Source organism: Pseudomonas sp. FSL R10-2189 (genome assembly GCF_009600325.1).
Lineage (GTDB): Bacteria > Pseudomonadota > Gammaproteobacteria > Pseudomonadales > Pseudomonadaceae > Aquipseudomonas > Aquipseudomonas helleri.
On the sequence record NZ_WIVZ01000030.1, the window covers coordinates 22,683 to 46,289 of the forward strand.

The 23,607-nt window shown below is 56.8% G+C and carries 28 protein-coding genes and 1 tRNA gene; 12 read left to right on the forward strand and 17 right to left on the reverse strand.

Going from position 1 to position 23,607, the window contains the following annotated elements; genetic code table 11:
- Positions 1–20: 20 nt before the first annotated feature.
- Complete coding sequence (gene earP, locus GHO32_RS19440; protein WP_153334193.1) at positions 21–1,154, reverse strand: elongation factor P maturation arginine rhamnosyltransferase EarP; 1,134 nt, start codon at positions 1,152–1,154, stop codon at positions 21–23.
- A 105-nt stretch (positions 1,155–1,259) separates the two neighbouring features.
- On the opposite strand from earP, the gene GHO32_RS19445 reads away from it, so the two are divergent.
- Positions 1,260–1,742, forward strand: a complete 483-nt coding sequence (locus tag GHO32_RS19445; RefSeq protein ID WP_153334191.1) for a GreA/GreB family elongation factor — start codon at positions 1,260–1,262, stop codon at positions 1,740–1,742.
- Positions 1,743–1,752: 10 nt separating this feature from the next.
- Here GHO32_RS19445 and GHO32_RS19450 read toward each other — a convergent pair whose 3' ends face one another.
- Positions 1,753–2,004 carry a hypothetical protein gene (locus GHO32_RS19450; RefSeq protein ID WP_048368751.1) on the reverse strand — a complete coding sequence of 84 codons (252 nt, stop codon included), beginning with the start codon at positions 2,002–2,004 and terminating at the stop codon, positions 1,753–1,755.
- 178 nt (positions 2,005–2,182) lie between these two features.
- On the opposite strand from GHO32_RS19450, the gene GHO32_RS19455 reads away from it, so the two are divergent.
- From GHO32_RS19455 to GHO32_RS19465, 3 genes are all read left to right on the forward strand, one after another.
- Positions 2,183–2,503 carry a YqjD family protein gene (locus tag GHO32_RS19455; protein ID WP_048368752.1) on the forward strand — a complete coding sequence of 107 codons (321 nt, stop codon included), beginning with the start codon at positions 2,183–2,185 and terminating at the stop codon, positions 2,501–2,503.
- Between the two features lie 149 nt (positions 2,504–2,652).
- Complete coding sequence (locus GHO32_RS19460; protein WP_123750216.1) at positions 2,653–3,855, forward strand: MFS transporter; 1,203 nt, start codon at positions 2,653–2,655, stop codon at positions 3,853–3,855.
- Between the two features lie 97 nt (positions 3,856–3,952).
- Complete coding sequence (locus tag GHO32_RS19465) at positions 3,953–4,249, forward strand: DUF6388 family protein (protein WP_123750215.1); 297 nt, start codon at positions 3,953–3,955, stop codon at positions 4,247–4,249.
- Between the two features lie 48 nt (positions 4,250–4,297).
- On the opposite strand, the gene GHO32_RS19470 is transcribed toward GHO32_RS19465, so the two are convergent.
- Positions 4,298–4,837, reverse strand: coding sequence for a DUF4142 domain-containing protein (locus GHO32_RS19470; protein ID WP_153335585.1), 540 nt, complete (start codon positions 4,835–4,837; stop codon positions 4,298–4,300).
- 216 nt (positions 4,838–5,053) lie between these two features.
- Between GHO32_RS19470 and GHO32_RS19475 the strand changes: the two genes are divergently transcribed.
- Positions 5,054–5,929 carry a LysR substrate-binding domain-containing protein gene (locus GHO32_RS19475; RefSeq protein WP_153335584.1) on the forward strand — a complete coding sequence of 292 codons (876 nt, stop codon included), beginning with the start codon at positions 5,054–5,056 and terminating at the stop codon, positions 5,927–5,929.
- Positions 5,930–6,023: 94 nt separating this feature from the next.
- On the opposite strand, the gene GHO32_RS19480 is transcribed toward GHO32_RS19475, so the two are convergent.
- From GHO32_RS19480 to fae, 4 genes are all read right to left on the reverse strand, one after another.
- Complete coding sequence (locus tag GHO32_RS19480) at positions 6,024–7,388, reverse strand: MFS transporter (RefSeq protein ID WP_153329949.1); 1,365 nt, start codon at positions 7,386–7,388, stop codon at positions 6,024–6,026.
- 142 nt (positions 7,389–7,530) lie between these two features.
- A complete protein-coding gene (locus GHO32_RS19485; protein WP_153442967.1) occupies positions 7,531–8,964 on the reverse strand; it encodes an NAD-dependent succinate-semialdehyde dehydrogenase in 1,434 nt (477 codons plus the stop codon).
- Positions 8,961–9,995, reverse strand: coding sequence for an aldo/keto reductase (locus GHO32_RS19490; protein WP_153335582.1), 1,035 nt, complete (start codon positions 9,993–9,995; stop codon positions 8,961–8,963). The genes GHO32_RS19485 and GHO32_RS19490 overlap by 4 nt, the downstream gene beginning before the upstream one ends.
- A 10-nt stretch (positions 9,996–10,005) precedes the next feature.
- Positions 10,006–10,518: a formaldehyde-activating enzyme gene (fae, locus tag GHO32_RS19495; RefSeq protein WP_048368760.1), complete on the reverse strand. Its 513-nt coding sequence runs from the start codon at positions 10,516–10,518 to the stop codon at positions 10,006–10,008.
- On the opposite strand from fae, the gene GHO32_RS19500 reads away from it, so the two are divergent.
- Positions 10,517–10,795, forward strand: coding sequence for a hypothetical protein (locus GHO32_RS19500; protein ID WP_153335581.1), 279 nt, complete (start codon positions 10,517–10,519; stop codon positions 10,793–10,795). The two genes, fae and GHO32_RS19500, sit on opposite strands and share 2 nt — an antisense overlap.
- Positions 10,796–10,866: 71 nt before the next feature.
- Here the strand turns inward: GHO32_RS19500 and GHO32_RS19505 are convergent, their stop codons facing one another.
- From GHO32_RS19505 to GHO32_RS19515, 3 genes are all read right to left on the reverse strand, one after another.
- Positions 10,867–13,077, reverse strand: a complete 2,211-nt coding sequence (locus tag GHO32_RS19505; RefSeq protein ID WP_153335580.1) for an OsmC domain/YcaO domain-containing protein — start codon at positions 13,075–13,077, stop codon at positions 10,867–10,869.
- Between the two features lie 183 nt (positions 13,078–13,260).
- Entirely contained in the window at positions 13,261–13,548 is a 288-nt protein-coding gene (locus GHO32_RS19510) for a type II toxin-antitoxin system Phd/YefM family antitoxin (RefSeq protein ID WP_256670994.1), read from the reverse strand.
- 168 nt (positions 13,549–13,716) lie between these two features.
- On the reverse strand, positions 13,717–14,067 hold the full coding sequence (locus GHO32_RS19515) for a DUF6124 family protein (protein ID WP_153329957.1): 351 nt from the start codon (positions 14,065–14,067) through the stop codon (positions 13,717–13,719).
- A gap of 464 nt (positions 14,068–14,531) precedes the next feature.
- Between GHO32_RS19515 and GHO32_RS19520 the strand changes: the two genes are divergently transcribed.
- The 3 genes from GHO32_RS19520 to GHO32_RS19530 all read left to right on the forward strand — a co-directional run bounded on the left by GHO32_RS19520 (position 14,532) and on the right by GHO32_RS19530 (position 16,189).
- Positions 14,532–14,795, forward strand: a complete 264-nt coding sequence (locus GHO32_RS19520) for a CopG family ribbon-helix-helix protein (protein ID WP_048368765.1) — start codon at positions 14,532–14,534, stop codon at positions 14,793–14,795.
- Positions 14,758–15,048 (forward strand): type II toxin-antitoxin system RelE/ParE family toxin, encoded by a 291-nt coding sequence (locus tag GHO32_RS19525; RefSeq protein WP_082158066.1) that lies wholly within the window; start codon positions 14,758–14,760, stop codon positions 15,046–15,048. Before GHO32_RS19520 ends, GHO32_RS19525 begins: the two co-directional genes overlap by 38 nt.
- 451 nt (positions 15,049–15,499) lie before the next feature.
- Positions 15,500–16,189 (forward strand): NYN domain-containing protein, encoded by a 690-nt coding sequence (locus tag GHO32_RS19530; protein WP_153335579.1) that lies wholly within the window; start codon positions 15,500–15,502, stop codon positions 16,187–16,189.
- A 44-nt stretch (positions 16,190–16,233) separates the two neighbouring features.
- On the opposite strand, the gene GHO32_RS19535 is transcribed toward GHO32_RS19530, so the two are convergent.
- Positions 16,234–16,689 (reverse strand): GNAT family N-acetyltransferase, encoded by a 456-nt coding sequence (locus GHO32_RS19535; RefSeq protein WP_153335578.1) that lies wholly within the window; start codon positions 16,687–16,689, stop codon positions 16,234–16,236.
- 146 nt (positions 16,690–16,835) lie between these two features.
- Positions 16,836–16,925: transfer RNA gene (locus GHO32_RS19540), tRNA-Ser, on the reverse strand.
- Positions 16,926–17,233: 308 nt separating this feature from the next.
- Here GHO32_RS19540 and GHO32_RS19545 point away from each other — a divergent pair.
- The 3 genes from GHO32_RS19545 to GHO32_RS19555 all read left to right on the forward strand — a co-directional run bounded on the left by GHO32_RS19545 (position 17,234) and on the right by GHO32_RS19555 (position 19,979).
- Entirely contained in the window at positions 17,234–17,923 is a 690-nt protein-coding gene (locus tag GHO32_RS19545) for a crotonase/enoyl-CoA hydratase family protein (RefSeq protein ID WP_153335577.1), read from the forward strand.
- 218 nt (positions 17,924–18,141) lie between these two features.
- Positions 18,142–18,924: a 1-acyl-sn-glycerol-3-phosphate acyltransferase gene (locus GHO32_RS19550; protein ID WP_153335576.1), complete on the forward strand. Its 783-nt coding sequence runs from the start codon at positions 18,142–18,144 to the stop codon at positions 18,922–18,924.
- Between the two features lie 83 nt (positions 18,925–19,007).
- Positions 19,008–19,979, forward strand: a complete 972-nt coding sequence (locus tag GHO32_RS19555; RefSeq protein ID WP_153335575.1) for a magnesium and cobalt transport protein CorA — start codon at positions 19,008–19,010, stop codon at positions 19,977–19,979.
- A gap of 74 nt (positions 19,980–20,053) precedes the next feature.
- On the opposite strand, the gene GHO32_RS19560 is transcribed toward GHO32_RS19555, so the two are convergent.
- From GHO32_RS19560 to GHO32_RS27075, 5 genes are all read right to left on the reverse strand, one after another.
- Complete coding sequence (locus GHO32_RS19560; protein ID WP_153335574.1) at positions 20,054–20,782, reverse strand: amidotransferase; 729 nt, start codon at positions 20,780–20,782, stop codon at positions 20,054–20,056.
- A 601-nt stretch (positions 20,783–21,383) separates the two neighbouring features.
- Positions 21,384–21,725 (reverse strand): ribonuclease E inhibitor RraB, encoded by a 342-nt coding sequence (locus tag GHO32_RS19565; RefSeq protein WP_153335573.1) that lies wholly within the window; start codon positions 21,723–21,725, stop codon positions 21,384–21,386.
- A gap of 276 nt (positions 21,726–22,001) precedes the next feature.
- Positions 22,002–22,607 (reverse strand): START domain-containing protein, encoded by a 606-nt coding sequence (locus tag GHO32_RS19570; RefSeq protein ID WP_153335572.1) that lies wholly within the window; start codon positions 22,605–22,607, stop codon positions 22,002–22,004.
- A gap of 47 nt (positions 22,608–22,654) precedes the next feature.
- Positions 22,655–22,909: a YkgJ family cysteine cluster protein gene (locus GHO32_RS19575; protein ID WP_153335571.1), complete on the reverse strand. Its 255-nt coding sequence runs from the start codon at positions 22,907–22,909 to the stop codon at positions 22,655–22,657.
- A gap of 141 nt (positions 22,910–23,050) precedes the next feature.
- A complete protein-coding gene (locus GHO32_RS27075) occupies positions 23,051–23,278 on the reverse strand; it encodes a hypothetical protein (protein ID WP_282364281.1) in 228 nt (75 codons plus the stop codon).
- Positions 23,279–23,607 lie beyond the last annotated feature (329 nt).

Consider the following 23,607-nt stretch of genomic DNA (forward strand, 5'->3'; position numbering starts at 1 on the left):
ACAAAAATCTAGGCCGCGTATCATATCCAATTTCTATAAAACAGTACTAGCGCTTGCGCAAGATCAGCCTGCAATGACTGCTCCAGGCACCATTTCTCGGCGTGTTCGGAGATTTCTGACCAGTGTTCCTGCACGCCATTCCAGCTCGGCGCCATGTCTGAGCCGGCATTCCAGGCATGCCACAGGCCGGTAAAGGCTTGCGCGGCAACGGGCGACAGGCCTTTGATGTACAACGCCAGAAACGCATTGAGTTTGACCCAGTGCGCGTCTTCTTCCTGCTCGTAGATGTGCCACAGCAGCGGGCGCCCTGCCCATTGCGCGCGGACAAACGAGTCTTCGCCGCGCACCGCGTTGAAATCACAGCTCCATAACAGGCGGTCGTAATCTTGTTGTCGGACGAACGGCAACGCCTGCACGGTCAATGACCCGCGCTGCTCCACACACCCCAGCGCCAACTCCTCGATTGCAAGCCAACGCAACAGGTCGCCCATGATTCGCCCTTGCGGCACGAGCAGGTGAATGGCCGTAGTCCCCGACGCCATGGCGTCCAGCCAACTGGCCAGCCCGGTATTTTCGTAGGCAAACAGGGAGATCAGGCGGGCGTTGTCCGCTACCACAACGCCCAGGCTGTGCAAAAAAGCCTGTTTGGCGTGCGAGTCTTGCTCAAAAGCACGGCGTCGGGCCAGCAAGTCAGCTTCGCGCAGCAAACCGCCCGTCCCGGCTTCAAAGCCCGGAAAGAAAAACGTGCGCTTCAACCCATCCGGTCGCAAGGACGCCAGACCGTGGCAACCGCTGACCCAGTCTTCAGCACTTAAATATTCGAGGTTGAGCCACAGCACCGGGGTTTGCCGGGTTCTAATGGCCTGTAGATAGTCGTCGGGCAAGGTGCAGGCAAAGGCCTCGATCACCACGTCGGCGGCTTCGACCGGCTGCCAGTCCTTGGGCCACAGACGCACGTCAACGCCCTGCTGCCATTGCTGGGCAGCGCTGGCATCAGCCTCAGGGCACAGCGGCACAAAGGCCTGCAGATCATCGACCCACAGCCGCACAGGCACCTGATGCTCGGCCACCAGTTGCCGGGCCAAACGCCAGGTCACACCAATGTCGCCGTAGTTATCGACCACACTGCAAAAAATATCCCAGGAGGCTTTCATTCCGGGCTCCACCAGTTAAAGGGCTGATTGTCTGCGCAAATCAACGTGTACAGAAGGCGTGGGCCAAGGCGACAATCGCCGCTCGTTTCCCTTCAAGCCGCCTTTATGAACAAGACAGCTGTGTACCAGCAGATGCTGGAAAAACTCGCCATCGACCTCGACGTGCTCCAGCGGGCGGCGCAAACCGCTTACGAGGCCGCGACCCACGAAGAAAACATCGCCGAGAACAAATACGACACCCTCGGCCTTGAAGCCTCGTATCTGGCCACCGGCCAGGCGCGCCGGGTCGAGGAGATCCGTCAGGCACTGAAACACTGCCAGACCATGACCCTGGCGCCGTTTGATCCCGCTCACGGGGTTCAGTTGGGCGCGCTGGTCAAGCTGGAAGCCGACAACGGCAGTGAACAGTGGCTGCTCCTGGCTCCGGACGCGGCCGGGCTCAAGCTTGCCCATGACGGCCAGAGCGTGACTGTCATCACCCCGCGTGCACCGCTGGGCGCGGCCTTGATCGGCAAGCAGGTGGACGATGAGGTGCAGATCAAGGTCGGCGGTGCAGCACAGGGGTTTATTGTCTGCGAGGTTGATTAGCGCATGCGTATTACTTGGCGGCCATCAGGCGGTTGACTTCACTGCGCACCATGTTGGCGTATTCGGGCGGCGACATGGCGTCCAGCTCCGAACGCACCCATTCTGCCCATTTGCCCTTGCGTTTGGCGCGCTCGCCAAACAGGCGGGCTGCATCGCCTTTGGCTTTGCCCAGGTTGCTTTGCCACAGTTCGTACAGACGGGACTTTTCATCCTCAAGCGCAGCACGCTCAGCGAGTGACTTATTGGCGAGGTTGAAGCTCATGAGATTTTCCTGCTGCGTAAATTAGGCGACATCTTACACCCTCAAAAGAAGTGTCTCAGCCTGGATTTTTACTACGCTCACACCTCGGCTTCACAATGCGTTGAAAAATCGATGCAACTTTTTAGCATTGGGTTGACTCCATTAGTCATCACCCCATTCACCTGCAAGGAGTACCGCAATGGCTCGAAAAAATGCCGTACAAGCCGCTGAAGATCAGATCAAGGATCAGGCATTCAGCGAGCTTCAAGAATTGATCGCCGAATCTGACAAGCTGCTCAAGGACAGCGCTTCGCTGGTAGGCGAAGAAGGCGAAACCCTGCGCGCACAGGTTGGCCTCAAGCTCAAGCAAGCCCTGGACTCGGTCAGCAACGTACGTGAGCGCAGCAAGCCGGTGGTCGATGCGACCGAAAACTATATCGGTGGCCACCCATGGCAAACCGTAGCGATCTCGGCCGGTGTCGGCCTGGTGGTCGGCCTGCTGCTGGGCCGTCGCAACTGATCCAGCGCTAGCACGGTTACCAAAGCCCCGCGTTGTCATGACGCGGGGCTTTGTCGTTTAAAAATCAAAATTCTCGACATATTCAGTGACATCTCGCGCAGGCATTCCGGATACTTCACGCCATTCCACTCTTGCCAAAGAGACAGTCAATGTCCGAATCACCTGCTGCCACTAAACCTTTAAGCACTGCCCTGATCCTCCTGATGGCGGTTGCCACCGGCCTTGCGGTCGCCAGCAACTACTACGCCCAACCGTTGCTGCACACCATCGCCCAAGAGCTCGGCCTGAGCATGGAAAGCGCGGGCACCGTGGTGATCACGGCGCAACTGAGTTACGGCGCGGGCCTGTTTTTGCTGGTGCCGCTGGGCGACCTGTTTGAACAGCGCCGCCTGATCGTCACCATGACTGTGCTCAGCGCGGCCGGCCTGTTGCTCAGTGCCTTTGCGCCGTCATTGACTTGGCTGCTGATTGGCACGGCGGTCACCGGGATGTTTTCGGTATCGGCGCAAGTGCTGGTACCGATGGCCGCCAGCCTCACCGACCCGCAAAGCCGTGGCCGTGTAGTCGGCACGCTGATGAGCGGCTTGCTGCTGGGCATTCTGCTGGCCCGCACCGTGGCCGGGGCGTTGTCCTCGGCCGGTGACTGGCGCAGCATTTACCTGCTGGCCGCAGGGTTGATGTTTATCAGCGCCATTTCGCTGTTTTTTGCCTTGCCCAACCACCATCACAGCGCAGGCCTGAGCTACCCGAAACTGCTGGGGTCGGTGTTCAAGCTGTTTGTCGAAGAACCGGTGCTGCGCCTGCGTTCCGTACTCGGCCTGCTGACGTTCTCGCTGTTCGCCTTGTTCTGGACACCACTGGCGTTTCTGCTGGCCGTACCGCCTTACAACTACTCCGACGGCGTGATTGGCCTGTTTGGCCTGGCGGGCGCGGTGGGTGCCGTGGCGGCCAACTGGGCCGGGCGCATGGCCGACCGGGGCCGCGGGCAAATGGCGACCACCGTCGGCCTGCTGGTACTGCTGGCCTGCTGGCTGCCGATGGCGTTTGCCGGTCACTCGCTGATCGCCCTGCTGATTGGCGTGCTGGCGCTGGATTTCGCCGTACAGCTGGTGCACGTGAGCAATCAGAACGCGGTGTTCCAGGTGCGCCCTGCGGCCCGCAATCGACTGAACGCCGGGTACATCACCTGCTACTTCATTGGCGGCGCATTGGGCTCGTTGATCGGCGCACAAACCTATCCGGTGTATGGTTGGGACGGCATTGTGGTGGTCGGCGCCGTGATCGCGACCCTGGCGTTGGCTATCTGGGGCTTTATGCTGCAGCGTGAAAGCAAGCTGCAACCTGTGGGCTGATGGCACTTTTCATCATAGTGTGAAGTCGCTAGCATGCGAAAAACGCCCTGACGACGGTCTGCCCCCCGCAGACCGCCCTAACGATCCGAGACGCCATATGATCCCAAAAGAATCCCGTAACGAACTGGCCCTGGATACCTTCATCAAGGCGCACCCGCATCTGCTGGAAGAAATGAAAGAGCTGAGCGCCGAGGACCGCCAGCAGCAAATCTTGTGGGCCTTCGAAGACGAAGCCGAAAGCCGTGGCCTTGAGGCCTGGGAACTGGCGCTGGAACTGATTGCCCGCAGCCCCGAAGAACTCAAAGCCATGCGCCTTGAAGTGCATCAGGAAGTGGCCGAAGCCCTGGAGATGAGCTGGGAAGAGTACTGCGGCTTTAACGACATCGCTGTCTGACCTTACCTGACGTAGCGGTGCCAACCCCACCGCTACGCCATTAACGTTTTACTCAGGCAATACTGCGCCATCACCTTTGTGATGTGCCGAGACCAGCCTTTTGGCCATGTCCAGGTGCATTTGCAGCTTGGGCAGGTACTTTTCGGCAAAGGCCTGAAGCTCGGGTGAGGCCGGGTCATCAATCTGCTGTTTATACAGCTCGATCGCCTCCTCGCTGGCCTTGACCTGGTTAGCCGCATAGGCGGCATCAAAGGAATCGCCTTCCTGCACTTGCAGCATCAATTTTTTGGCTTTGCTGAGGATTTCTTCTTGATCAGCGACCTTCAAGCCCTGCTTTTGCGCGATGTCTTTTAAATCACGATTGGCATCGGTGTAGTCCTTGATCACCTCTACCGCGTAGCTGCCGACGTCGGTTGAAGACGATTTACTGATCGCCATGCGGCTGGTTTCAATCGCCGCAATGCCTGCCGCAGACGATTCGTCGACAAAATCTGCCGGGCTTGCAGCGACCGCGCTGCCGATCACAAACAGGGCGTAGGCCAAGGCACATCCAGCCATAAAGCGTTTAGGGGCCATCAGGGGTTTCATTGCGTCCTCCAGTAAAAGGCAGGTTTATGTCCTGCACAGAATCTGAAGGCCCATGACGGCAAAGGTTTAGATGAGATGTGATTTTCTGACGAGTGGGGCCGCTTATCGCCGCTCGTGACAACGGCTACAATCCGCCACAGAAGTAAGAAACCTCCTACATAACAATAAACCCGCCCTACCCTTCTGGCGTAGAAGGCCGTTGCGGAGCAAAGCGTCATGCGTCAACTGCCGTCGCTCAACACGCTGCGCGTCTTTGAAGAAGTCGCGCGCCATCGCAGTTTCAGCCAGGCGGCGTTAAGCCTTAACGTCACCCAAGGGGCTGTCAGCCGACAAATCAAACAGCTTGAAGACTACTTGGGTGTGGCGCTTTTCGTGCGCACGCCACAAGGGTTGTCGCTGACCGAAACCGGCGTGAGGTTGTCGCCGCAGTTGGCCGAGGCGTTCGATCACATGGAGCGCGCCTTGCAGGCCGTGCGCGTGCCGAACCTGCGCCAGCGTCTGCGTATTGTGGTGCCGCCCACCTGGGGCACGCGCTGGTTGTCGGCGCACTTGCGCGCGTTTTGCGAACGTTACCCGGACATCAGCCTGAGCGTGACCAACACCAGCGCTCACGACAGCCTGGCTGAAGTGGACTGCATCATCCATTGGGGCCTGGAAGCGGACAGCCATTGCAGCAGCCAGTTGCTGGTGATGGAGCGCCACATTGCCGTCGCCAGCCCGGAACTGTTCGTCAACGGCCAGCCGCCGGATGTGCGCACCCTGCCCTTGCTGCACATCCTGCACGATGGCAAACGCTTGAAGGTCTGGGAGAACTGGCTGGCCGCCATGGGCCGTGACGACGTCGATGCAGCCCGCGGGCTGGAGTTCAGCACGCTGGACCAAGTGATCCACACCGCGGTTGCCGGGGGCGGACTGGCTGTGATCGACCGCCAGATGATCGAAAAAGAATTGGCCAACGCCAGCCTGCTGCCGATCACCCCCGTCGAAGTCATCGGCCCGTATGGCTATTGGCTGAACGTGGCGCATGACAAACAAGGGTTGTCGAAAGTGCGGCTGTTTACTGAATGGCTGGGGTTGGTGAGTAACCCCTAAAACAGGGATGCCTGACACGTGCAGGAGCGAGCTTGCCTCGCGATCTTTTGATTCGTTAAAAGATCGCGAGGCAAGCTCGCTCCTACGGTTTGGATTAAACCGGCGCCACCACCTTGACCGCCACCGGCGCGCTTTCTTGCACAGGGCTGTGCGCCTTGCACGCCTGGCTCAAGGTCAGAGATTTGGTCTCGGGGGCCCATGCCCATGAGATCAACGCACCAAACGCCAGGATCGCCGCCAGGATGCCAATGGTCGGGCTCATGCCAATCCCCACCACGCTCACCGGCAACAGGAAGGTGCTCACCGCCGAGCCCAAGCGACTGACCGCAGTCGCCAGGCCAATACCGCTGGCGCGCACTTCGGTCGGGAAGCTTTCGGCCGGGAACACGCCCACCAGGTTGCTCACGGCAGACAGCACCAGGGTGAAGATGCCAAACGCCAGCACCATCAAGAACGCCGCGCTGCTGGGCAGGATTGCGAGAATCAGCAACGCCACCGCCAAAATGATGAACGAGTTGATCAGGAAGCCCCGGCGCGAGAATTTCACCGTGCACCAGATACCGATCAATGCGCCGACGATCAGCAGCAGGTTGAGCATCAGTTCAGTGCCAAAGCCTTCAGCCAGGCCCATGGTTTTGAGGATGGACGGCAGGAAGGTGTAGATCGCGAAGTACGGCATCACGATGCACACGAAGAACAGGCAGTTAAACGCGGTGCGCTTGCGGTATTCGCGGCTGAACAGCACGGCATAGCCTGAGCGGGTTTCGCCGGACGGGACTTCATCCAGCTCGACGTTGTCACCCAGATGCTTTTTGACGATGGCGCGCGCCTCGGCAATGCGCCCCTGATTGACCAGCCAGCGCGGCGATTCCGGGGTGCCGATGCGGGCGATCAGTATTAAACCCGCCGGAATCGCCGAGGAAGCCAGCATCCAGCGCCAGGCGTCATCGCCCAAACCGAGCATGGCGGTGCCCACAAAGGTGGCCGCCACGTAGCCAAAGGTCCAGATCACGCTGAACGAACCGAGCATTACGCCGCGATGTTTTTTGGGGGCAAACTCGGCCAGCATGGCGTGGCCCACACTGAAGTCACCGCCCAGTCCGATGCCGATCAAAACCCGACACAAAAACAGCCCCATCGCCGTTTCGGCGTAGAACTGCATGACCGACGCCACGGTGATCAGCACAAAGCTGACCAGGAAAATCTTCTGCCGACCGACCTTGTCGGAAATCCAGCCAAAGAACAGGCTGCCGAGAAACAGACCGATCAGCGCTGAAGCACCGATCAACCCCTGCCAGAACGCATCCAGATGCATTTGTGGGCTGATCAGGGTGAAAGCGATGCCAATCAAACCCAGGATGTAGCCGTCTGTGAAGTGGGCGCCAAAGGTCAGCCCGGCGATTTTAAGGTGAAAGCGCCCGATGGGCAGGTCGTCGATTTTTACAGGTTGAGCGGACATGTTCGTCTCCAATTTTTTTTATTGACGGAGAAACCGATTGCTCTAGCTTTTATATGAGTGCCTTGTGAGGGAGCGAGCTTGCTCGTGAAAACGACAGATCGCCTTCGCGAGCAAGCTCATTCCTACAGAGGTAGTGCCGGGCTCAAAGACCGCCCATCAACAGGTACTTCAGTTCCAGGTAATCATCCAGGCCGTATTTGGAACCTTCACGGCCCAGGCCCGACTCCTTGATGCCGCCAAACGGGGCGACTTCGGTCGAGATAATCCCTTCGTTGATCCCGACCATACCGGCTTCCAGCCCTTCGGCCATGCGCCACACCCGGCCAATGTCACGGCTGTAAAAGTAAGCCGAAAGACCGAACGGTGTGTCGTTGGCCAGCGCCAGCACTTGGGCTTCATCCTTGAATCGAAAGCACGCCGCCACGGGGCCGAAGGTTTCTTCCTGGGCGATCAGCATGTCGTTGCTGGCCTCGGTCAGAATGGTCGGCTCAAAGAAGGTCCCGCCGAGGGCGTGACGACGACCGCCGCACAACACCTTGGCGCCCTTCTCGACGGCATCACCGACATGGGCCTCGACTTTGGCCAACGCTTGCACATTGATCAGCGGGCCTTGCTCGGTGTCACCTTGCAGGGCATCACCGACGCGCATGGCCGCGACGGCTTCGGCCAACTTGGCGGTGAAGGCGTCGTACACGCTGTCTTGAATAAAGAAGCGGTTAACACAGACGCAGGTTTGCCCGGTGTTACGGAATTTGGAAGCCATGGCGCCTTTGACGGCTGCGTCCAGATCGGCATCGTCAAACACGATAAACGGCGCGTTGCCGCCGAGTTCCAGCGAGACTTTTTTCAGCGTGTCTGCCGCCTGGCGCATCAGCAGTTTGCCGGTGCGGGTGGAGCCGGTGAACGACAGTTTGCGCACAATGCTGGACGCTTGCAGCGCCCCGCCGATGGCCACGGCGTCCCCTGAAACGATGTTGAACACACCGGCCAGGATCCCCGCCTGTTCCGCCAGCACGGCCAAGGCAAAGGCCGACAGCGGGGTTTCTTCCGACGGTTTGAGGACCATGGTGCAACCGGCTGCCAGCGCCGGGCCGACCTTGCGGGTGACCATCGCCAGCGGGAAGTTCCACGGCGTGATGGCCGCCACCACACCAATGGCTTCCTTGACCACAATGATCCGCGCATCCGCCTTGTGGCTCGGGATCACGTCGCCATACGCACGCTTGGCTTCTTCAGCAAACCATTCCAGAAAGCTTGCGGCATACACCACTTCGCCCATGGCCTCGGCCAGCGGCTTGCCTTGTTCGCGGCTGAGCAGAGTGGCCAGGTCCTTCTGGTTGCTCAACATCAGTTCACCCCAGCGCTTGAGGCGCTGGCTGCGCTCTTTGGCGGTCAGCTTGCGCCAGGCCGGCAAGGCGCGATTGGCCGCATCAATGGCCAGTTCTGTTTCTTCAGCGCCAGCCTTTTGCACGTTGGCGACCAATTCACCCGTGGCCGGGTTGAGCACCGGGTAAGTCGGGCCACCGCTGGACCATTGGCCATCGATGAAATTGCCGTGACGGATCAGCGCGCTCATGCCACCGCCTCCGTCAGGGTGAAACGTTCGTGGGCCGGGCGGGCCGAGCGCAGGATGCGCTTACCGGCGGTGTAATCATTGATCACGTCGCACGGGGTGTAATTGCGCTCCAGTTCGTACAGTTCATCGGCATCTAGCTGGGTGTCCAGTGCAGCCAGGGCGCTGTCGAACTGCGCCGTGGTGTCAGCCCCCACCAGCATGCAATCGACACCCGGATGGTTGGCGACCCACGCCTGGGCGATTTGGGCATTGGACACACCCCGGGCACGCGCCACACGCTGCACCGAATGGGCGATTTGCCAAGACGCCTCGTCGCTGTACATCTGTTGCGTAAAGAAGTCGGTCTGGTTGCGCGTCGATTGCGCATCGCCGGTCAACAGGCCACGGGCCAGCGGGCTGAACACCGAGACGCCAAGGCCCTGATCACGGCAGAACGGGATCATCTCGCGCTCTTCTTCACGATAGGCGCAGTTCAATTGCAACTGCATGTTGATCGGTTTGACCCAACCGTTGCGCTCACAGGCCATGAGGATCTTCGCCAACTGCCCGGTGAGCATGGTCGAGACGCCGATGTAGCGGGCTTTGTCGGAGCGCACGATGTCGTTCATGGCGCTCATGGTTTCTTCAACCGGGGTGTTCACATCGAAGTAATGCAGCATGAACACGTCGACGTAATCCATATTCAGACGCTTAAGGGAGGCGTCGATGCTGTCCATGATGTGCTTGCGCGAATGGCCGCTGGCATTGATTCCGGTGCGGGTGCCGTAACCCACCTTGGTGGTGATAACCAGGTCTTCACGACGGGCCAGGCGCTTGACGATACGGCCGACCACTTCTTCACCCACGCCAGCCGAGTAGAAGTCCGCCAGATCGATGAAGTTGACCCCGTTATCCAAGGCGTGCGCGACAATCGGCTCGCTTTGCTTTTCATCGAAAATCCACGGTTTCCAGTCCGGGGTGCCCATGTTCATGGTGCCCAGGCACAGGCGGGAGACTTCAAGGCCGGAGTTGCCCAAACGAATGTATTGCATGGCGCAGACCTCAGGCTTTTGGCGTGTAGAAAGGGTTGGAAATGTGCTCGACCACGTCCGCCAGTTGCGAGGTGTACGGCAGGCCGGTCAGCGCTGCACGAATCGCCGTGCGGCAAGCGTTGTAGTTGTTCAGGTACACCGCATCCAGGTCATCACACGCCGGGTTGACCCAGTTGGCGGTGACGATGGCCCACTCGTCTTCGGCTTCCGGTGGCAAGGTGCCGTCCAGCAGCGCTTCGAGTACCGCTTTGGCGATCCCGGCCTGGGACGCGCCCCACGTCGCGTTGCCATGCAGGTCACTGCTAATCTCGGCTTTGTTGACGTACAGGGTCATTGGCTTGACCGGGATGTTGGGTTGCGCAATCACCATGAACGGGCAATGCCCTTGGCTCGGCGACGCCAGGCTATTGGCGAAGGCCTGACCCGCCGGGCCGTTGCGCGGCCCGATCAAAATGTTGATGTGCGCGGCGTTCACGCCAGGGCCTTCGAAACCTTCACCGATGTACAGGTCGAGTGCTTTCATGAGTCATTACTCTTTGGACGATGCGTTATTGTGGGATCAGTCGTGCAGGCCGGTCGGACGACAGGCAAGGCGAACAGGGACAGTCAAAGAGCGCAGCGCAGGGCTGGCGAGAAGGGATTCAGTCATGGTTGCAGCGCTCTTTTTTGTTGTGGTTGAGCTGTTGCTGCAATTTTTAGCACTGGCGCAGGCGCGGGCTGTAACCATTAAAAGTCATGGGGGTATGCATTTAGGTCATAGCCTGCTGGCCATGGAATGCAGGAAGGAAGGCGGGGGATGAAAGAGGATGAAAATGGGTAGGAGCGAGCGATCTTTTAAAGATCAAAAGATCGCTCGCTCCTACCGTCGGGATTACAGCGAAATGCCAGCTGCCTTGGCCCGCGCTGCGTGCAGTTTTTTGTAGCTGTCGATCAGGCGCAAGTGCCGGTCCAGACCTTCCAGCTTCATGCTGGTCGGGGTCAAGCCATAGAAGCGCACGCTGCCGTCAGCCGAGCCGATGGCAGCGTCCATGCGCTCGTTGCCGAACATGCGACGGAAGTTGACTTCGTAGTCTTCCAGCTCCAGGTCTTCGTCCAGGTACATCTCCAGCACCGCATTCACCGCTTGGTAGAACAAACCACGCTCGACGGTGTTGTCGTTGTACTGCAAGAACATTTCGACCGCCTCTTTCGCCTCTTCGTATTGCTGCAAGGCGAGGTAGATCAGCAGTTTCAACTCCAGAATGGTCAACTGACCCCACGCGGTGTTGTCGTCAAACTCGATGCCGATCAAGGTGGTGATGTCGGTGTAATCGTCCAGCTCACTTTCCACCAGACGCTCAACCAGGTCTTTAAGCGCCGCCTCATCCAGGCTGTGCAGGTTGAGGATGTCTTCGCGGAAGAACAGCGCCTTGTTGGTGTTGTCCCAGATCAGGTCATCCACCGGGTAAATCTCGGAGTAATCCGGCACCAGAATGCGGCACGCCTTGGCGCCGAGGTGCTCGTAAACCGCCATGTACACTTCTTTGCCCATGCCTTCGAGAATCCCGAACAGGGTCGCGGCCTCGTCGGCATTGGCATTTTCGCCCTGGCTGGTGAAGTCCCACTCGACAAATTCGTACTCCGCCTTGGCACTGAAAAAGCGCCACGACACCACACCGCTGGAGTCAATAAAGTGCTCGACGAAGTTGTTCGGCTCGGTCACCGCGTGGCCCGCAAAGGTCGGCTGCGGCAAATCGTTGAGGCCTTCAAAACTGCGGCCTTGCAGCAGCTCGGTGAGGCTGCGCTCCAGCGCCACTTCAAGGCTTGGGTGGGCACCAAACGAGGCGAATACACCGCCGGTGCGCGGGTTCATCAAGGTCACGCACATCACCGGGAACTCACCACCCAGCGACGCATCCTTCACCAATACCGGAAAGCCCTGCTCTTCCAGCGCCTGAATGCCCGCCAGTATGCCCGGATATTTCGCCAGCACTTCGGCCGGTACGTCCGGCAGCGCGAACTCACCTTCAATGATTTCGCGCTTGACGGCCCGCTCGAAAATTTCCGACAAGCACTGCACCTGCGCTTCAGCCAGGGTATTACCAGCACTCATGCCGTTGCTGAGATACAGGTTTTCGATCAGGTTGGAGGGGAAATACACCACCTCGCCGTCCGACTGACGCACAAACGGCAGTGAGCAAATGCCGCGCTCTTCATTGCCGGAGTTGGTGTCGATCAGGTGTGAGCCGCGCAGCTCGCCATCGCGGTTGTAGATCTTGCGGCAGTAGGCGTCGAGGATCTCAGCGGGCAACTCATCTTTGCGGCCCGGCTTGAACCAGCGCTCTTCCGGGTAATGCACAAACGGCGCATTGGCGATCTCTTCGCCCCAGAACTGATCGTTGTAGAAGAAGTTGCAGTTAAGCCGCTCGATAAACTCGCCCAGCGCCGAGGCCAACGCGCCCTCTTTGGTCGCGCCCTTGCCGTTGGTGAAACACATCGGCGATTGCGCATCACGGATATGCAGCGACCAGACATTCGGCACGATATTGCGCCACGACGCGATTTCGATCTTCATGCCCAAGTCGGCCAAAATGCCCGACATATTGGCGATGGTCTGCTCCAGCGGCAGGTCTTTGCCCGCGATAAACGTGCCACCCGAAGCAGCGGAGCTGGACGCCGGCATCAGCAACGCCTGAGCATCGGCGTCGAGGTTTTCGACCTCTTCAATCACAAATTCAGGCCCGGCCTGCACCACCTTCTTCACCGTGCAGCGGTCGATGGAACGCAAAATGCCCTGGCGATCCTTCTCGGAAATATCGGCGGGCAGCTCGACCTGAATTTTAAAAATCTGGTTGTAGCGGTTTTCCGGGTCAACAATATTGTTCTGCGACAGACGAATATTCTCGGTCGCAATATTGCGCGTCTGGCAGTACAGCTTCACAAAATAAGCCGCGCACAACGCCGACGACGCCAGAAAATAATCGAATGGACCCGGCGCCGAACCATCGCCCTTGTAGCGGATAGGTTGATCGGCCACCACCGTGAAATCATCGAACTTGGCTTCAAGTCGAAGGTTGTCGAGAAAGTTGACCTTAATTTCCATGAGGGAATTACCAGAATAACGGGCTAAAAAATATGGGCGCCATTATCCGATTTTTCAGCAGGAAGTCCCGCCCTTTTCCCAAATGCCTGCCAGGCCACCGTTTTGTAGGGCGAGCTGGCGTCGTGATGTTTTGGTCTTAAATGGGCGGGGAAGTGACGCGACGGGAGGTGTTTTCAGCTCCCCTCAGGCCTTGCCCTCAAACAGATCCATAATTTCAGCATCCAGGCCGTCCGAAGCATCGATATTGAATGTCACCCCCGGCAGCATTCCGCGTCGCGCGCGGGCGGTAATGGGAACGAGCTTGGCCACAGGTTTACCAGATTTGGAGATGATGATTGTTTCTCCGCCTGCAGCTGCATCAACAAGCTGCGAAAAATGCTTTTTCGCTGCATAGATTGTATGAGTTTGCATGTCGCTTCCTCCCAGTGGTTTGTTAATGCCGAAAGGCTGACCCACCTGATGGCCAAACATAACGCACAACCTGTTCTCTATCAGCGCATTCCAACACGCCCGAGGTTCTATCCCCCCCACGGGAACTGTTGGAGGTAACAGAGCCGGATTTTAAAGTGATCTGCCAAGGGCATACAAAAGACCGCAACAACAGAGGTGACGCGCCTGCTGCACTCAGGCGCGTGCTGCTTAGTGCGTCGTTAAACCGTCCAGCGATTTGTCTACATACGCTTTGGCCAGCTCCACCAAATGCATGACCGACAACACCAGATGGCGCGGGTGCCCGCTCAAACCATTCCCCGCCTCACTCGCCGAAGCACCCGCGCAGCGCAACAAGTCTGACGCTTGGGCCAAAGCCGCTTCTAAATTGACGCTGTCCGGGATGGCATACGTGGCCTGATCCACGTGCCGTGGAGGCTTATGGTTGAGCAGGTAGTAATCGAGGGCGCGATCCGTGGCGGCACGGTCTAACGACAATGCATCGCACTGAGCAGCATCTTGCAGGGTGGTTATGGGTGGATCAGGGACTAGCTTTTTCATTGATACAACTCCCAGGGTCTCTTAAGGAGCTGTCACTTATCGCTACTAAACGAATGGGTGGCAGCCGTACGCAGGTTAGTAGACCGGTGCCCCAGGAACCCGGCGCGCCACAAGGGCGCCCTGCGCACGGCCACCATAAAACGCTGGCCGAAAAAAAGCGCCTCGCGGAGGTGGCGCCTTGCGCCTGGGGGAACACGGGCTACTAAACCCGACCGCTGATTTTCAGCGATGGGCCGAGACTATTCCCCGAACTGCACAGGCACAAGCGAATGGAAGTTTCTAGGATGTTTCACCGGATTGAAAGGGAAGCGTCGTACGAAACGGCTGATTTTGAGGCTGTACGCTACCGTGAAATAGCGCTGCGTTCGTCTGAAGTTACCAGAAGCTGCTGTTCTAACGATTGCCCAGGGTTTACAGTTTTTGAATTCGTATACGGTGTATACATTTGAACTTAGGAGCCAATCATGGCATCGCCTGTGTTGTCATTCCGTGTTGAAGAAGGATTGGTCGAACAACTTGACCAGCTTTCACAAGCCACTGATCGCGACCGCCAGTACCACCTCAAACGTGCGTTGGCCCGTTACATTGAGGCCGAGTCCTGGCACATCAAAGCAATTGCCGAAGGCATAGCCGACGCCGACGCGGGCAAATTGACCGATCTCAGCACCATCAAAGCCAAGTGGGTGGACCGTGCCAAACATCGCACTGACAGACAAAGCGAGCAGTGATCTTGACTCAATTCACGAATATTACGAGTCACGCTTAGGTGCTGCTGCAGCGGATGCCGTGCTTGGCCAGATCATCGAAACACTGGAGCAACTGCAAACGTTCACCGGCCTTGGGCGCCCTTCACAGACGCCCGATGTTCGGGAGCTGATTCTGGGCAAATTCCCGTTTATTGCGCCGTACCGGCTGATGAATAGCGAGGTGCAGGTATTGCGTATTCTTCATCAGAGGACTGAGCGGCCAGATGATTGGTGAGGCTGCTACGGCCTTGGAAAGATTAAAAATCAAAAAAGCCAGGTTGACTGGAACAAGTGAACGGATATTTCCAAGATGTTTCGCCAGATTGAAAGGGAAGCGTCGTACGAAACGGCTGATTGTGTGCCTGTAAGCTACAGCGGGTAAATCTTGGTGAGGTGCAGATGCTGCCGACCCGTCATCAGAGATAAAACCGGCCTGAACTTGGGTGTACTGTGGACCTGGAACTTATAAAGACTAATCTCTTGGGCTGGCTTAAAGCCATAACGTCGCAGGCTAAGTGCGCTTCAGCAGGGCAGACACAGCAGCACATCGCTGTAGTTGACATCTGCAAAATCTATGGCAAGATCCACGCACTACTCAGCCCCGTACGCAGTGATTCAGTTCGCTGGCCGTTGGGGCGAAAAAACCGACTTAGCGTCGGTTTTTTCGTTTTTAAGGGCTGACTATCTTGAGAACTGCGTGCTTTGTCGACGGTTACAACCTGTTTTATGGCCTGCTTGCAGGTACAGAGTACAAGTGGCTCGATCTTCCAGCCCTGTTGGCGCACATTCTGCGCATTGAGAATCCTGACAACGTATTGGCCACCGTCAGTTTTTTCACTTCCGGTGTGAAACCCTCTCTTGCCAGTCGCGGCATCCTCTCAAAAGAAGCCCAAGACAGTTATCTGCGTGCCTTGATCGCACGCGGGGTGAGCGTTACTTACGGACGCCACCAATTAGAATCTGGCAAGGCTCCACGATACGTCGACAAGAACACACCAGCATCCAGACTTGATCAGGTCGCTATCTGGAAACTTGAAGAAAAACAAACAGACGTTCATATCGCTATCAGTATGTACAGGCTTGCAACTCGCCAAGCGGGCTTGATGCCCCATGAGCAAATCCAGCAGCTTGTATTGGTTTCTGCAGACACGGACATGACCCCTGCCTTACAAGCCCTGCGAGAAGACTTCCCAGACCTGCGAATAGGGGTGATTTTACCGCACCGTGAAGGTATCAAGCGGACAGCACCGGGCTCTCTCAAGGCCTATTCGCACTGGATGCGCCACCTCGTGACCACGCAAGAACTTGCCAACCATCAATTCCCCACTCGCGTGCCGACACTCAAAAAACCAGCGATTAAACCTGCGTATTGGTAATTTTCTGGGGAGTTAAGCAGAGCCTGCTCGTTGAACAAACTGGACTAACCCGCAAGCGGCTTTTCCATAATGATGGTGCGCTCAGCCCCATAAAATTCGTCCCGGATTGTTTGATAACCCAACGCCGCATAAAAGCTCTGCGCTGAAATCGACGATGGCACTCGCAATGCGCCAACACCAGCGCTGACAGCAGTCGCGTGAATGACATCCATCAACAATCGGCCGATACCTCTCCCTTGGTGGGCAGGATCAACGAAAACACTTCTAACTACATTACCGTCGAGGCTTGCAGTGCCGGCAATAGTCTCGCCCAGCAAGGCCACGAAAACCTTGCGCTTGCCGAGCAGTGCGCTGACAGCTTCAGGGGCAAAGCTGCGCTCAACTTGGGCAATGATCTCAGGCGAATAATCCTGTGAATTTGTACCACGCAGAGCGGCGATCACAACACGGCTTATCGCAGCTGAATCGTCCAGGGTTGCGGAGCGAATCTGACAGTCCATTTGGAAACCTCGATCGTTAACGATCCAGCTTAGCTCAAGGCAATGCGCCTTCACCTAAGGCTAACCCTCAAACCTTTTTCCAGACACCAAAAACCACAAACCCCCGACTTTCTCTTCGAAAGTCAGGGGTCTGTGTTTACTTAATGTGGCGGTGAAGGAGAGATTCGAACTCTCGATACAATTTCTTGTATACACACTTTCCAGGCGTGCTCCTTAAGCCACTCGGACACTTCACCGTATCTCTTCAAACATGTTCTGTCTGTCGAGGCGCGCTAATGTAGTCGAAAGCTTTCGATATGACAAATGTTTTTTTCAGAATTTTCATGCGCTTACGGGTTTTGCTGGTTTTTTGGCACGACCGGACCCGGCGATTCTGCCATTTTCAAGCCTTGGCACCGCGGCGCCAGCACGTTGAAGCTCAGGCACGCTGGCGTCTATATAGAAGGTACCGGGCTTTTGGCTGACTGGTCAGTCAGTCACGGCGCTTTACCTGCGCCGTGGGGCTGGGTAACGTCTGACTCACTTAAATACAAGGAATTGCGCCATGAGTGACTTGATTGCTTATCACCTGGAAGACGGTATCGCGACGCTGACGCTGAGCAATGGCAAGGTGAATGCTATTTCCCCGCAGGTGATCACTGCCTTTAACGCGGCGCTGGACCAGGCTGAGTTGGATCGTGCAGTGGTGATTATCACTGGCCAGCCAGGGATTCTGTCGGGCGGTTATGACTTGAAGGTGATGACGTCCGGTCCTGAGCAGGCGATTGAGTTGGTCAGGCAGGGCTCGACGTTGGCGCGTCGCTTGTTGGCGCACCCGTTCCCGGTGGTGGTTGCGTGCCCGGGGCATGCGGTGGCCAAAGGCGCATTCTTGCTGCTGTCGGTGGATTACCGAATAGGCGTCGAAGGCCCGTTCAGTATTGGTCTGAACGAGGTGCAAATCGGCATGACCATGCACCACGCCGGTATCGAGCTGGCCCGCGACCGCTTGCGCAAGTCGGCTTTCCATCGTTCGGTAATTAACGGTGAGATGTTTAACCCGAGCTCCGCGGTCGATGCTGGCTTCCTGGACCAGGTGGTCAAGCCTGAAGAGCTGCACGCCACAGTGCTCGAAGTGGCTCGCCAGTTGAAGAAGATCAATATGAAGGCACACAAGAACACCAAACTTAAAGTGCGCAAAGAACTCCTGGAAACCCTCGACAAGGCAATCGAGCTGGACCAACACCACGCGCTCTGACCTTATCGCTTGATCGGCATCCCGATTGCACGGAGCAGTCGAGATGCCTCCCTCCCCCGCGCCTCACCGCAGCAGCGTCAGCACCTCTGGCTGGCACTTATCAGCCTTTGTTGAAACATATGCTTAAACATCAGCAATCTCCTGCGTGTATCGGGGTAATTGCCGTTTACAGTGCACGTCCGTACACTGCGCCACCTTTTGTTTTGATGAGCCTGTAAATGCTACTTTCGTTTCGCATGGTGTTGATGAGTGTGCATTTTGTGGTTGCGGGTGTTCTCGGCGTGCTGCTGGGCATGTGCCGCCCTTTCAATCCTGATAACAGTCGGCTATGCGCACGGCTGTATGCGTGGCCTTCAAAATGGATTTTGGGCTACAAGCTCAAGACTGAAGTCGGCCCGCTGATGGACAAGCCACAAAGCTGCGTAGTCATCGCCAATCATCAATCCAACTACGATCTGTTTGTGTTCGGCAACGTCGTGCCGCGCCGTACGGTGTGCATTGGTAAAAAGAGCCTGAAATGGGTACCGCTGTTCGGCCAGTTGTTCTGGTTGGCGGGCAATGTGCTGATCGACCGTGGCAACGCGCAAAAAGCACGCAAATCAATGCTGACCACGACACGCACCCTGCAGGAAAAAGACACGTCGATCTGGGTCTTCCCGGAAGGCACGCGCAACTTGGGCAAGTCGTTGCTGCCGTTCAAAAAGGGCGCGTTCCAAATGGCAATTACTGCCGGAGTGCCAATTGTGCCAGTGTGTGTCAGTACCTATAGCCAGCACCTCAAGCTCAACCGCTGGCACAGTGCCGATATTCTGATCCGTTCTTTGCCTGCAATTCCTACGACGGGCTTGACCCAAGATGACCTGCCACGGCTGATGGAACAGTGCCGCGAGCAGATGCTCGCCTGCATCGAGGCCATGGACCGCGAACTGCTGGCTCAGCATAAGCTGCCTCAGCCTGCACTCCCCGCCCGCAAATCAACGGCGTCTAACCCGAACGTCTGAACGTTTGTCACGTCAAAGTGGTTGATTGCACGCTAAGCTGCACCTTCGTGCCATAACCCTTTGATGAAGAAGCGATTAGAACTATGGGGAGAGTTGTTGCTGCTGCGGTGTACAGCGAAGGCAAAAAGGTCACCGATATTACGCTGGACGAAGGGAGCGACTGGGCTGCAAAGCCCGGCCACTTCGTCTGGATCGGCCTGGAGCAGCCCAACGCACAAGAGCTGAGCAATTTGCAGCGCCAGTTCAATCTGCATGAACTGGCCATCGAAGACGCCTTGGAGCAACACAGCCGGCCAAAGCTCGAAACCTTTGGCGACGCACTGTTTATCGTCACGTACTCGCCGATTCGCCATGAAGGCAAATTAGAGTTCGTTGAAACGCATATCTTTGCCGGCAATGGCTACATCATTACCAGCCGCAATGGTCATTCCGCCTCATACCGCTCTGTGCGCCAACGCTGCGAGGCCCGCCCGCTGCTGCTGGAGCACGGCGAAGACTTTGTGCTGTATGCCTTGCTGGACTTTGTGACCGAGAGCTATCAGCCCGTCAGTGAAGCCATTCACGCCGAGATCGAGCAGCTGGAGCGCACGATCATGGGCAATACGCTGAATGAAACCGACATCGTCAAACTTCATGATTTGCGCCGTGATGTGCTGCGATTGCGGCGCTATGTGGCGCCCATGGTTGAAGTCAGCGAAGAGCTTCAACGCCTCGACTTCCCGTTTATCGACAAGAACATGCGCCCGTATTTTCGCGATGTGCAAATTCATGTCACCCGGCAGATGGAAGACCTGACCACCCTGCGCGACATCGCCAGCCAAACCATTGAAATCGTGGTGCTACTGGAGTCGTCTCGGCAAAGCATCGTGCAGCGCAAATTCGCCGCCTGGGCAGCCATCCTGGCCTTCCCTACGGCGGTGGCGGGCATTTACGGGATGAACTTTCAGAACATGCCGGAGCTGACCTGGCATTACGGCTATTTCGGCGTGCTGGGGTTTATTGCGGTGGGCGTGACGGGGCTGTGGACGAGCTTCAAGCGTTCGGGCTGGCTGTAGAGATCGAAAACTGTAGGAGCGAGCTTTTAGAAGATCAAAAGATCGCGAGGCAAGCTCGCTCCTACAGTGCGATGTCAGGCCGACTCAGTCGTGGGTTTGTTCGCCACAAAGCGCATCATCCACTCGGCAACAGTCTTGCCATGGTGGTCGTGTTCGAGGCTGTCGATGCCTTTTTTGTAAACCTGTTCGCCCAAATGCTCCTGGCGCAGGTCGAGCAAGGCTCGGGAATAGTCGTGAATGAACTCAGGGTGGCCCTGGAAGCACAGCACTTGGTCATTGATGTGGTAAGCCGCAAACGGGCAGAACTCACTGGAGGCCACCACTGTGGCGTTTTCCGGCAAGGCGGTGACTTGATCCTGATGGCTGATCAACAGTGTCAGGTCTTCAACCACAGGGCTCATCCACGGTGCCTTGGCAGCCAGTGTGTATTGATGGGTGCCCACGCCCCAGCCTTTGGTCGCCCGCTCACTCTTGCCACCCAGCAGTAGCGCCAGCAATTGGTGACCGAAGCAAACACCCAACAGCTTGTCACCCCGCTCATAGCGCGTCAGCAGGTACTCTTTAAGGGTTTGAATCCAGGGATCAGTGCCAAAGGAATCGGCCTTGCTGCCGGTCACCAGGTAGGCGTCGAACACTTCATCATCCGACGGATATTCGCCATTCACCACGTTATAGATGGTGAACTCTGCAGGAATGGGCTGCTGGGAGAACAGGCGCTTAAACATCTGCCCGTAGCCTTGGTAGCGATCAATAAATTCAGGACGCAGGATGTCCGTTTCCAAAATACAGATGCGTAGCGACATAAAAATACCTGGCACGATAAAGGCGAAAATAATGACGACAACTCGCTAGAGCCTGCCCTGAAACAGCAATTGATGGCAAGTACTGCGCGTACTGAAACCTTGGACAATCACCCACCGCTCGCAATGTACAGGCAAAATAATTTCCCGGACGAACGGTAGGTGACTAATGATTTTAAACATCAGGGGGTCGATTGCGTCTAGCAACGGCCTCGCAGGGCATACACAAATTGTCTAATAGCGTTTTAAAAACTTAATGCACTTGGATGATTTGAAAAGGTTCTAAGCCGCGTGTTATGCGGCCTCTAAGGTTAAGCCTGTCAACGGGCAAGACGCTTTTCAAGGATATGAGCCCTTACCGTGGAGCAATGCAATTCAGGAATAACAAAAAAAGGCAGGTCGCCATGTTCAAACACACGAAAATACGTCAAGCCGGGCTTATCCTCTTCGCTACAACTTTGCTGTTGATTTTGCCGAACCTGACCAAGGTCATCGGCTAAGGTGTCGCTTTTGTGTGCGAGTCCTCGGCACTTAAACGATCTCAATCCACAGAAACCAAAACGGCTAGCCCCAAGGCTAGCCGTTTTTACATCCGCAACTGACGTCAGTTCAGCAGGCCACGCACCTCCTGCTTGATGCCCCAGCCTTCAACAATGCCACCCAGCGGCGCTACAACCGCTTGGAAGTTCTGCTCAAAATCTCCGATACCGCCATAAGTCGCGTGCATCACCTTGCTTAACTCAAGGTGCCAGGCGCCGTCCTCACCCACATTGATCTGGGCATTCAAGGACTCACCACAAAATTTGCCTGCTGCTCTGCGCGCCCGCTCCTCATCCGGGAAGATTGCGTAAAACTCAATGGGATGGATACGTGCAAAATCAAAACCGCCTTCTTTCATGCGGCGCAGCACAAAGCTGCTGAGGTCTTCTTGATGGGCTGTGCTCATGAAACGTCCTCCTCGCAATGGATAGACATTCAGCGCTCTCGTCACACCAGCAGATGTGCCGGAGCAGAGAGAATAAGCATGTAGCGAACAAGATCAGAGCCAGTCGAATACTTCGCTGGTCTGGGTGCAGAGTAGACCTTACGGATAATCTCTGCCAAGGGGGAAATTTAAATTTTGTGCATTTAAATGAATGACCTTCGCACTCAAAAACACAGAGCACGGCACCTGGACAGATGCGCTGTCCAGGACCAGCCCTATGGCCGTACGGGCCGCGTGTTACTTCTCAGCGCGCTCTTTGAGCCCCTGAAGGGTTTTGAACGGTGCATCCACCACGAACTTGTTGGCAATCAGGGCCGGGACGCTGCCACCTGGCTCGGTGTGCACCTGGTAGGTGACTTCAGTCAGGTTGTCGCCTTTAGGGACCAGTTTCCAGAAACCGTCCACCTGAGCCACCCGCACGAAGCCTTTTTCTTCAGGCTGATAGGTCGGTACGCCTTTGAGGGTACGGGTCAGCGTGCCGTCCGGGGCAACCGATGAGGTGACCTCCAGAATCGAGTCACGCGGGGTTACAGGCCACGGCGTATTGAATTGGGTGTAAGTCCAGCTCTTGTCACCTTCGTGCTTGAGCAGCTTCTGGGTTTTGCATTCGTGAATCCAGGCACACGCCCCCGCCACGTCTTCTTGCAGGCCCTGAATTTTGGCCAGCGGCGCCTTGATCAGGGTCACACCCTGGTAGGCCTTGTAAGCGGAGCCCGGCACTTCACTCAATGAGACTTTGATGCCGTCTTCGTTTTTCGCCACTTTCCAGTCTTCTGCCTGAGCCGCGCCCACCAGCAGAACACTCAAACCACACGCCATTGCCACTCGATGTAACGAACCCATTGTCTTATTCCTTATTGTTAAAGGTCTGTTCACTGAACACGAATGCACTAAGCCGCCGTCACCTGTTCCCACCAACCGATCAGGTTGATGGCCTCTTGCTGACTGCTGCCGCATACCTCGATGTCAGCCTTGAACGAACCGCACACGGCGGGACGCTCTGGTTGGCCGAACAAACCACACAAGTAATCGACAGACAGATGCAGGCAGCGTTCCCCCGCGGGTTTGCCATCAGGCATGCCAGGGATCGGTGTACTGATGGAGGGTGCTATACAACAAGCGCCACAGCCTTCACGGCAATTCATGACGTTAGCTCCTCGTTAGGGGCAAAGTGCATTGATGACAAGGGATAGTACTCGCTGGAACGGGCGTTTGAAATTGACCGTTCAGCAGAATATCAGTGACTGATTAGTCAGTTTAGAAGTCCGTTTTCGACGCTGGGGCACTTATTGTTTGAATTCAAAATCGAGGGCGGCACCATCGATTTCATTCTGTCGCGCCTCGTTACGTAACTGCAGGCCCATTTCATTGCTGAGCAGGCGCCCGTTCAATTGAAAAGGGCTCTCCTCGGCCTGCTTTTCAACAAACATATTGGGCAACAACGGTTTGTGCGCAGGCATGGGGACGGCGCCTAAAGGGCGCAACTGCCGGACCATCTCGGGCGGCAAGCTCAAATCAACTTTGCTGGTCGGCACACGCTTTTTAGTGGCCTTCGCAGGTGATTTGGGTTTCGCAGGCGGGGTTTTCTTGGCCGGTGCTTTTTGCGCTTTAGCCGCAGGATTGGCCGGGGAATGAGCAGCTTTAGGCTGGGCAGTGACTGTTTCGGGTGCCGACGGGTTCGCTGGCGCAGCCATCGCGCCAAACGCAGTCAACACGCCTGCCAACACGAGTCCTACACAATATGTCGCTCTCATAACTCCCACGGTTTTCTTCGTTCAGGCACGCATGCTCGCGCTTTAAGCCGGCCGAGACAAGCCGAATGTAACCAAATGGCCATACCACA

What these genes read in the sequence shown, in the direction of transcription:
- GHO32_RS19510 (WP_256670994.1), bottom strand. Translation starts at nt 13,548, where the DNA reads ATGTTTGGCCATCAGGTGGGTCAGCCTTTCGGCATTAACAAACCACTG.
- GHO32_RS19455 (WP_048368752.1), top strand. Translation starts at nt 2,183, where the DNA reads ATGGCTCGAAAAAATGCCGTACAAGCCGCTGAAGATCAGATCAAGGAT.
- GHO32_RS19480 (WP_153329949.1), bottom strand. Translation starts at nt 7,388, where the DNA reads ATGTCCGCTCAACCTGTAAAAATCGACGACCTGCCCATCGGGCGCTTT.
- GHO32_RS19570 (WP_153335572.1), bottom strand. Translation starts at nt 22,607, where the DNA reads ATGGGTTCGTTACATCGAGTGGCAATGGCGTGTGGTTTGAGTGTTCTG.
- fae (WP_048368760.1), bottom strand. Translation starts at nt 10,518, where the DNA reads ATGAAAGCACTCGACCTGTACATCGGTGAAGGTTTCGAAGGCCCTGGC.
- GHO32_RS19565 (WP_153335573.1), bottom strand. Translation starts at nt 21,725, where the DNA reads ATGAGCACAGCCCATCAAGAAGACCTCAGCAGCTTTGTGCTGCGCCGC.
- GHO32_RS19545 (WP_153335577.1), top strand. Translation starts at nt 17,234, where the DNA reads ATGAGTGACTTGATTGCTTATCACCTGGAAGACGGTATCGCGACGCTG.
- GHO32_RS19490 (WP_153335582.1), bottom strand. Translation starts at nt 9,995, where the DNA reads ATGCAATACATTCGTTTGGGCAACTCCGGCCTTGAAGTCTCCCGCCTG.
- GHO32_RS19460 (WP_123750216.1), top strand. Translation starts at nt 2,653, where the DNA reads ATGTCCGAATCACCTGCTGCCACTAAACCTTTAAGCACTGCCCTGATC.
- GHO32_RS19520 (WP_048368765.1), top strand. Translation starts at nt 14,532, where the DNA reads ATGGCATCGCCTGTGTTGTCATTCCGTGTTGAAGAAGGATTGGTCGAA.
- GHO32_RS19470 (WP_153335585.1), bottom strand. Translation starts at nt 4,837, where the DNA reads ATGAAACCCCTGATGGCCCCTAAACGCTTTATGGCTGGATGTGCCTTG.
- GHO32_RS19445 (WP_153334191.1), top strand. Translation starts at nt 1,260, where the DNA reads ATGAACAAGACAGCTGTGTACCAGCAGATGCTGGAAAAACTCGCCATC.
- GHO32_RS19450 (WP_048368751.1), bottom strand. Translation starts at nt 2,004, where the DNA reads ATGAGCTTCAACCTCGCCAATAAGTCACTCGCTGAGCGTGCTGCGCTT.
- GHO32_RS19500 (WP_153335581.1), top strand. Translation starts at nt 10,517, where the DNA reads ATGAGTCATTACTCTTTGGACGATGCGTTATTGTGGGATCAGTCGTGC.
- GHO32_RS19515 (WP_153329957.1), bottom strand. Translation starts at nt 14,067, where the DNA reads ATGAAAAAGCTAGTCCCTGATCCACCCATAACCACCCTGCAAGATGCT.
- GHO32_RS19535 (WP_153335578.1), bottom strand. Translation starts at nt 16,689, where the DNA reads ATGGACTGTCAGATTCGCTCCGCAACCCTGGACGATTCAGCTGCGATA.
- GHO32_RS19465 (WP_123750215.1), top strand. Translation starts at nt 3,953, where the DNA reads ATGATCCCAAAAGAATCCCGTAACGAACTGGCCCTGGATACCTTCATC.
- GHO32_RS19550 (WP_153335576.1), top strand. Translation starts at nt 18,142, where the DNA reads ATGCTACTTTCGTTTCGCATGGTGTTGATGAGTGTGCATTTTGTGGTT.
- GHO32_RS19560 (WP_153335574.1), bottom strand. Translation starts at nt 20,782, where the DNA reads ATGTCGCTACGCATCTGTATTTTGGAAACGGACATCCTGCGTCCTGAA.
- GHO32_RS19555 (WP_153335575.1), top strand. Translation starts at nt 19,008, where the DNA reads ATGGGGAGAGTTGTTGCTGCTGCGGTGTACAGCGAAGGCAAAAAGGTC.
- GHO32_RS19575 (WP_153335571.1), bottom strand. Translation starts at nt 22,909, where the DNA reads ATGAATTGCCGTGAAGGCTGTGGCGCTTGTTGTATAGCACCCTCCATC.
- earP (WP_153334193.1), bottom strand. Translation starts at nt 1,154, where the DNA reads ATGAAAGCCTCCTGGGATATTTTTTGCAGTGTGGTCGATAACTACGGC.
- GHO32_RS19485 (WP_153442967.1), bottom strand. Translation starts at nt 8,964, where the DNA reads ATGAGCGCGCTGATCCGTCACGGCAATTTCATCGATGGCCAATGGTCC.
- GHO32_RS19475 (WP_153335584.1), top strand. Translation starts at nt 5,054, where the DNA reads ATGCGTCAACTGCCGTCGCTCAACACGCTGCGCGTCTTTGAAGAAGTC.
- GHO32_RS19505 (WP_153335580.1), bottom strand. Translation starts at nt 13,077, where the DNA reads ATGGAAATTAAGGTCAACTTTCTCGACAACCTTCGACTTGAAGCCAAG.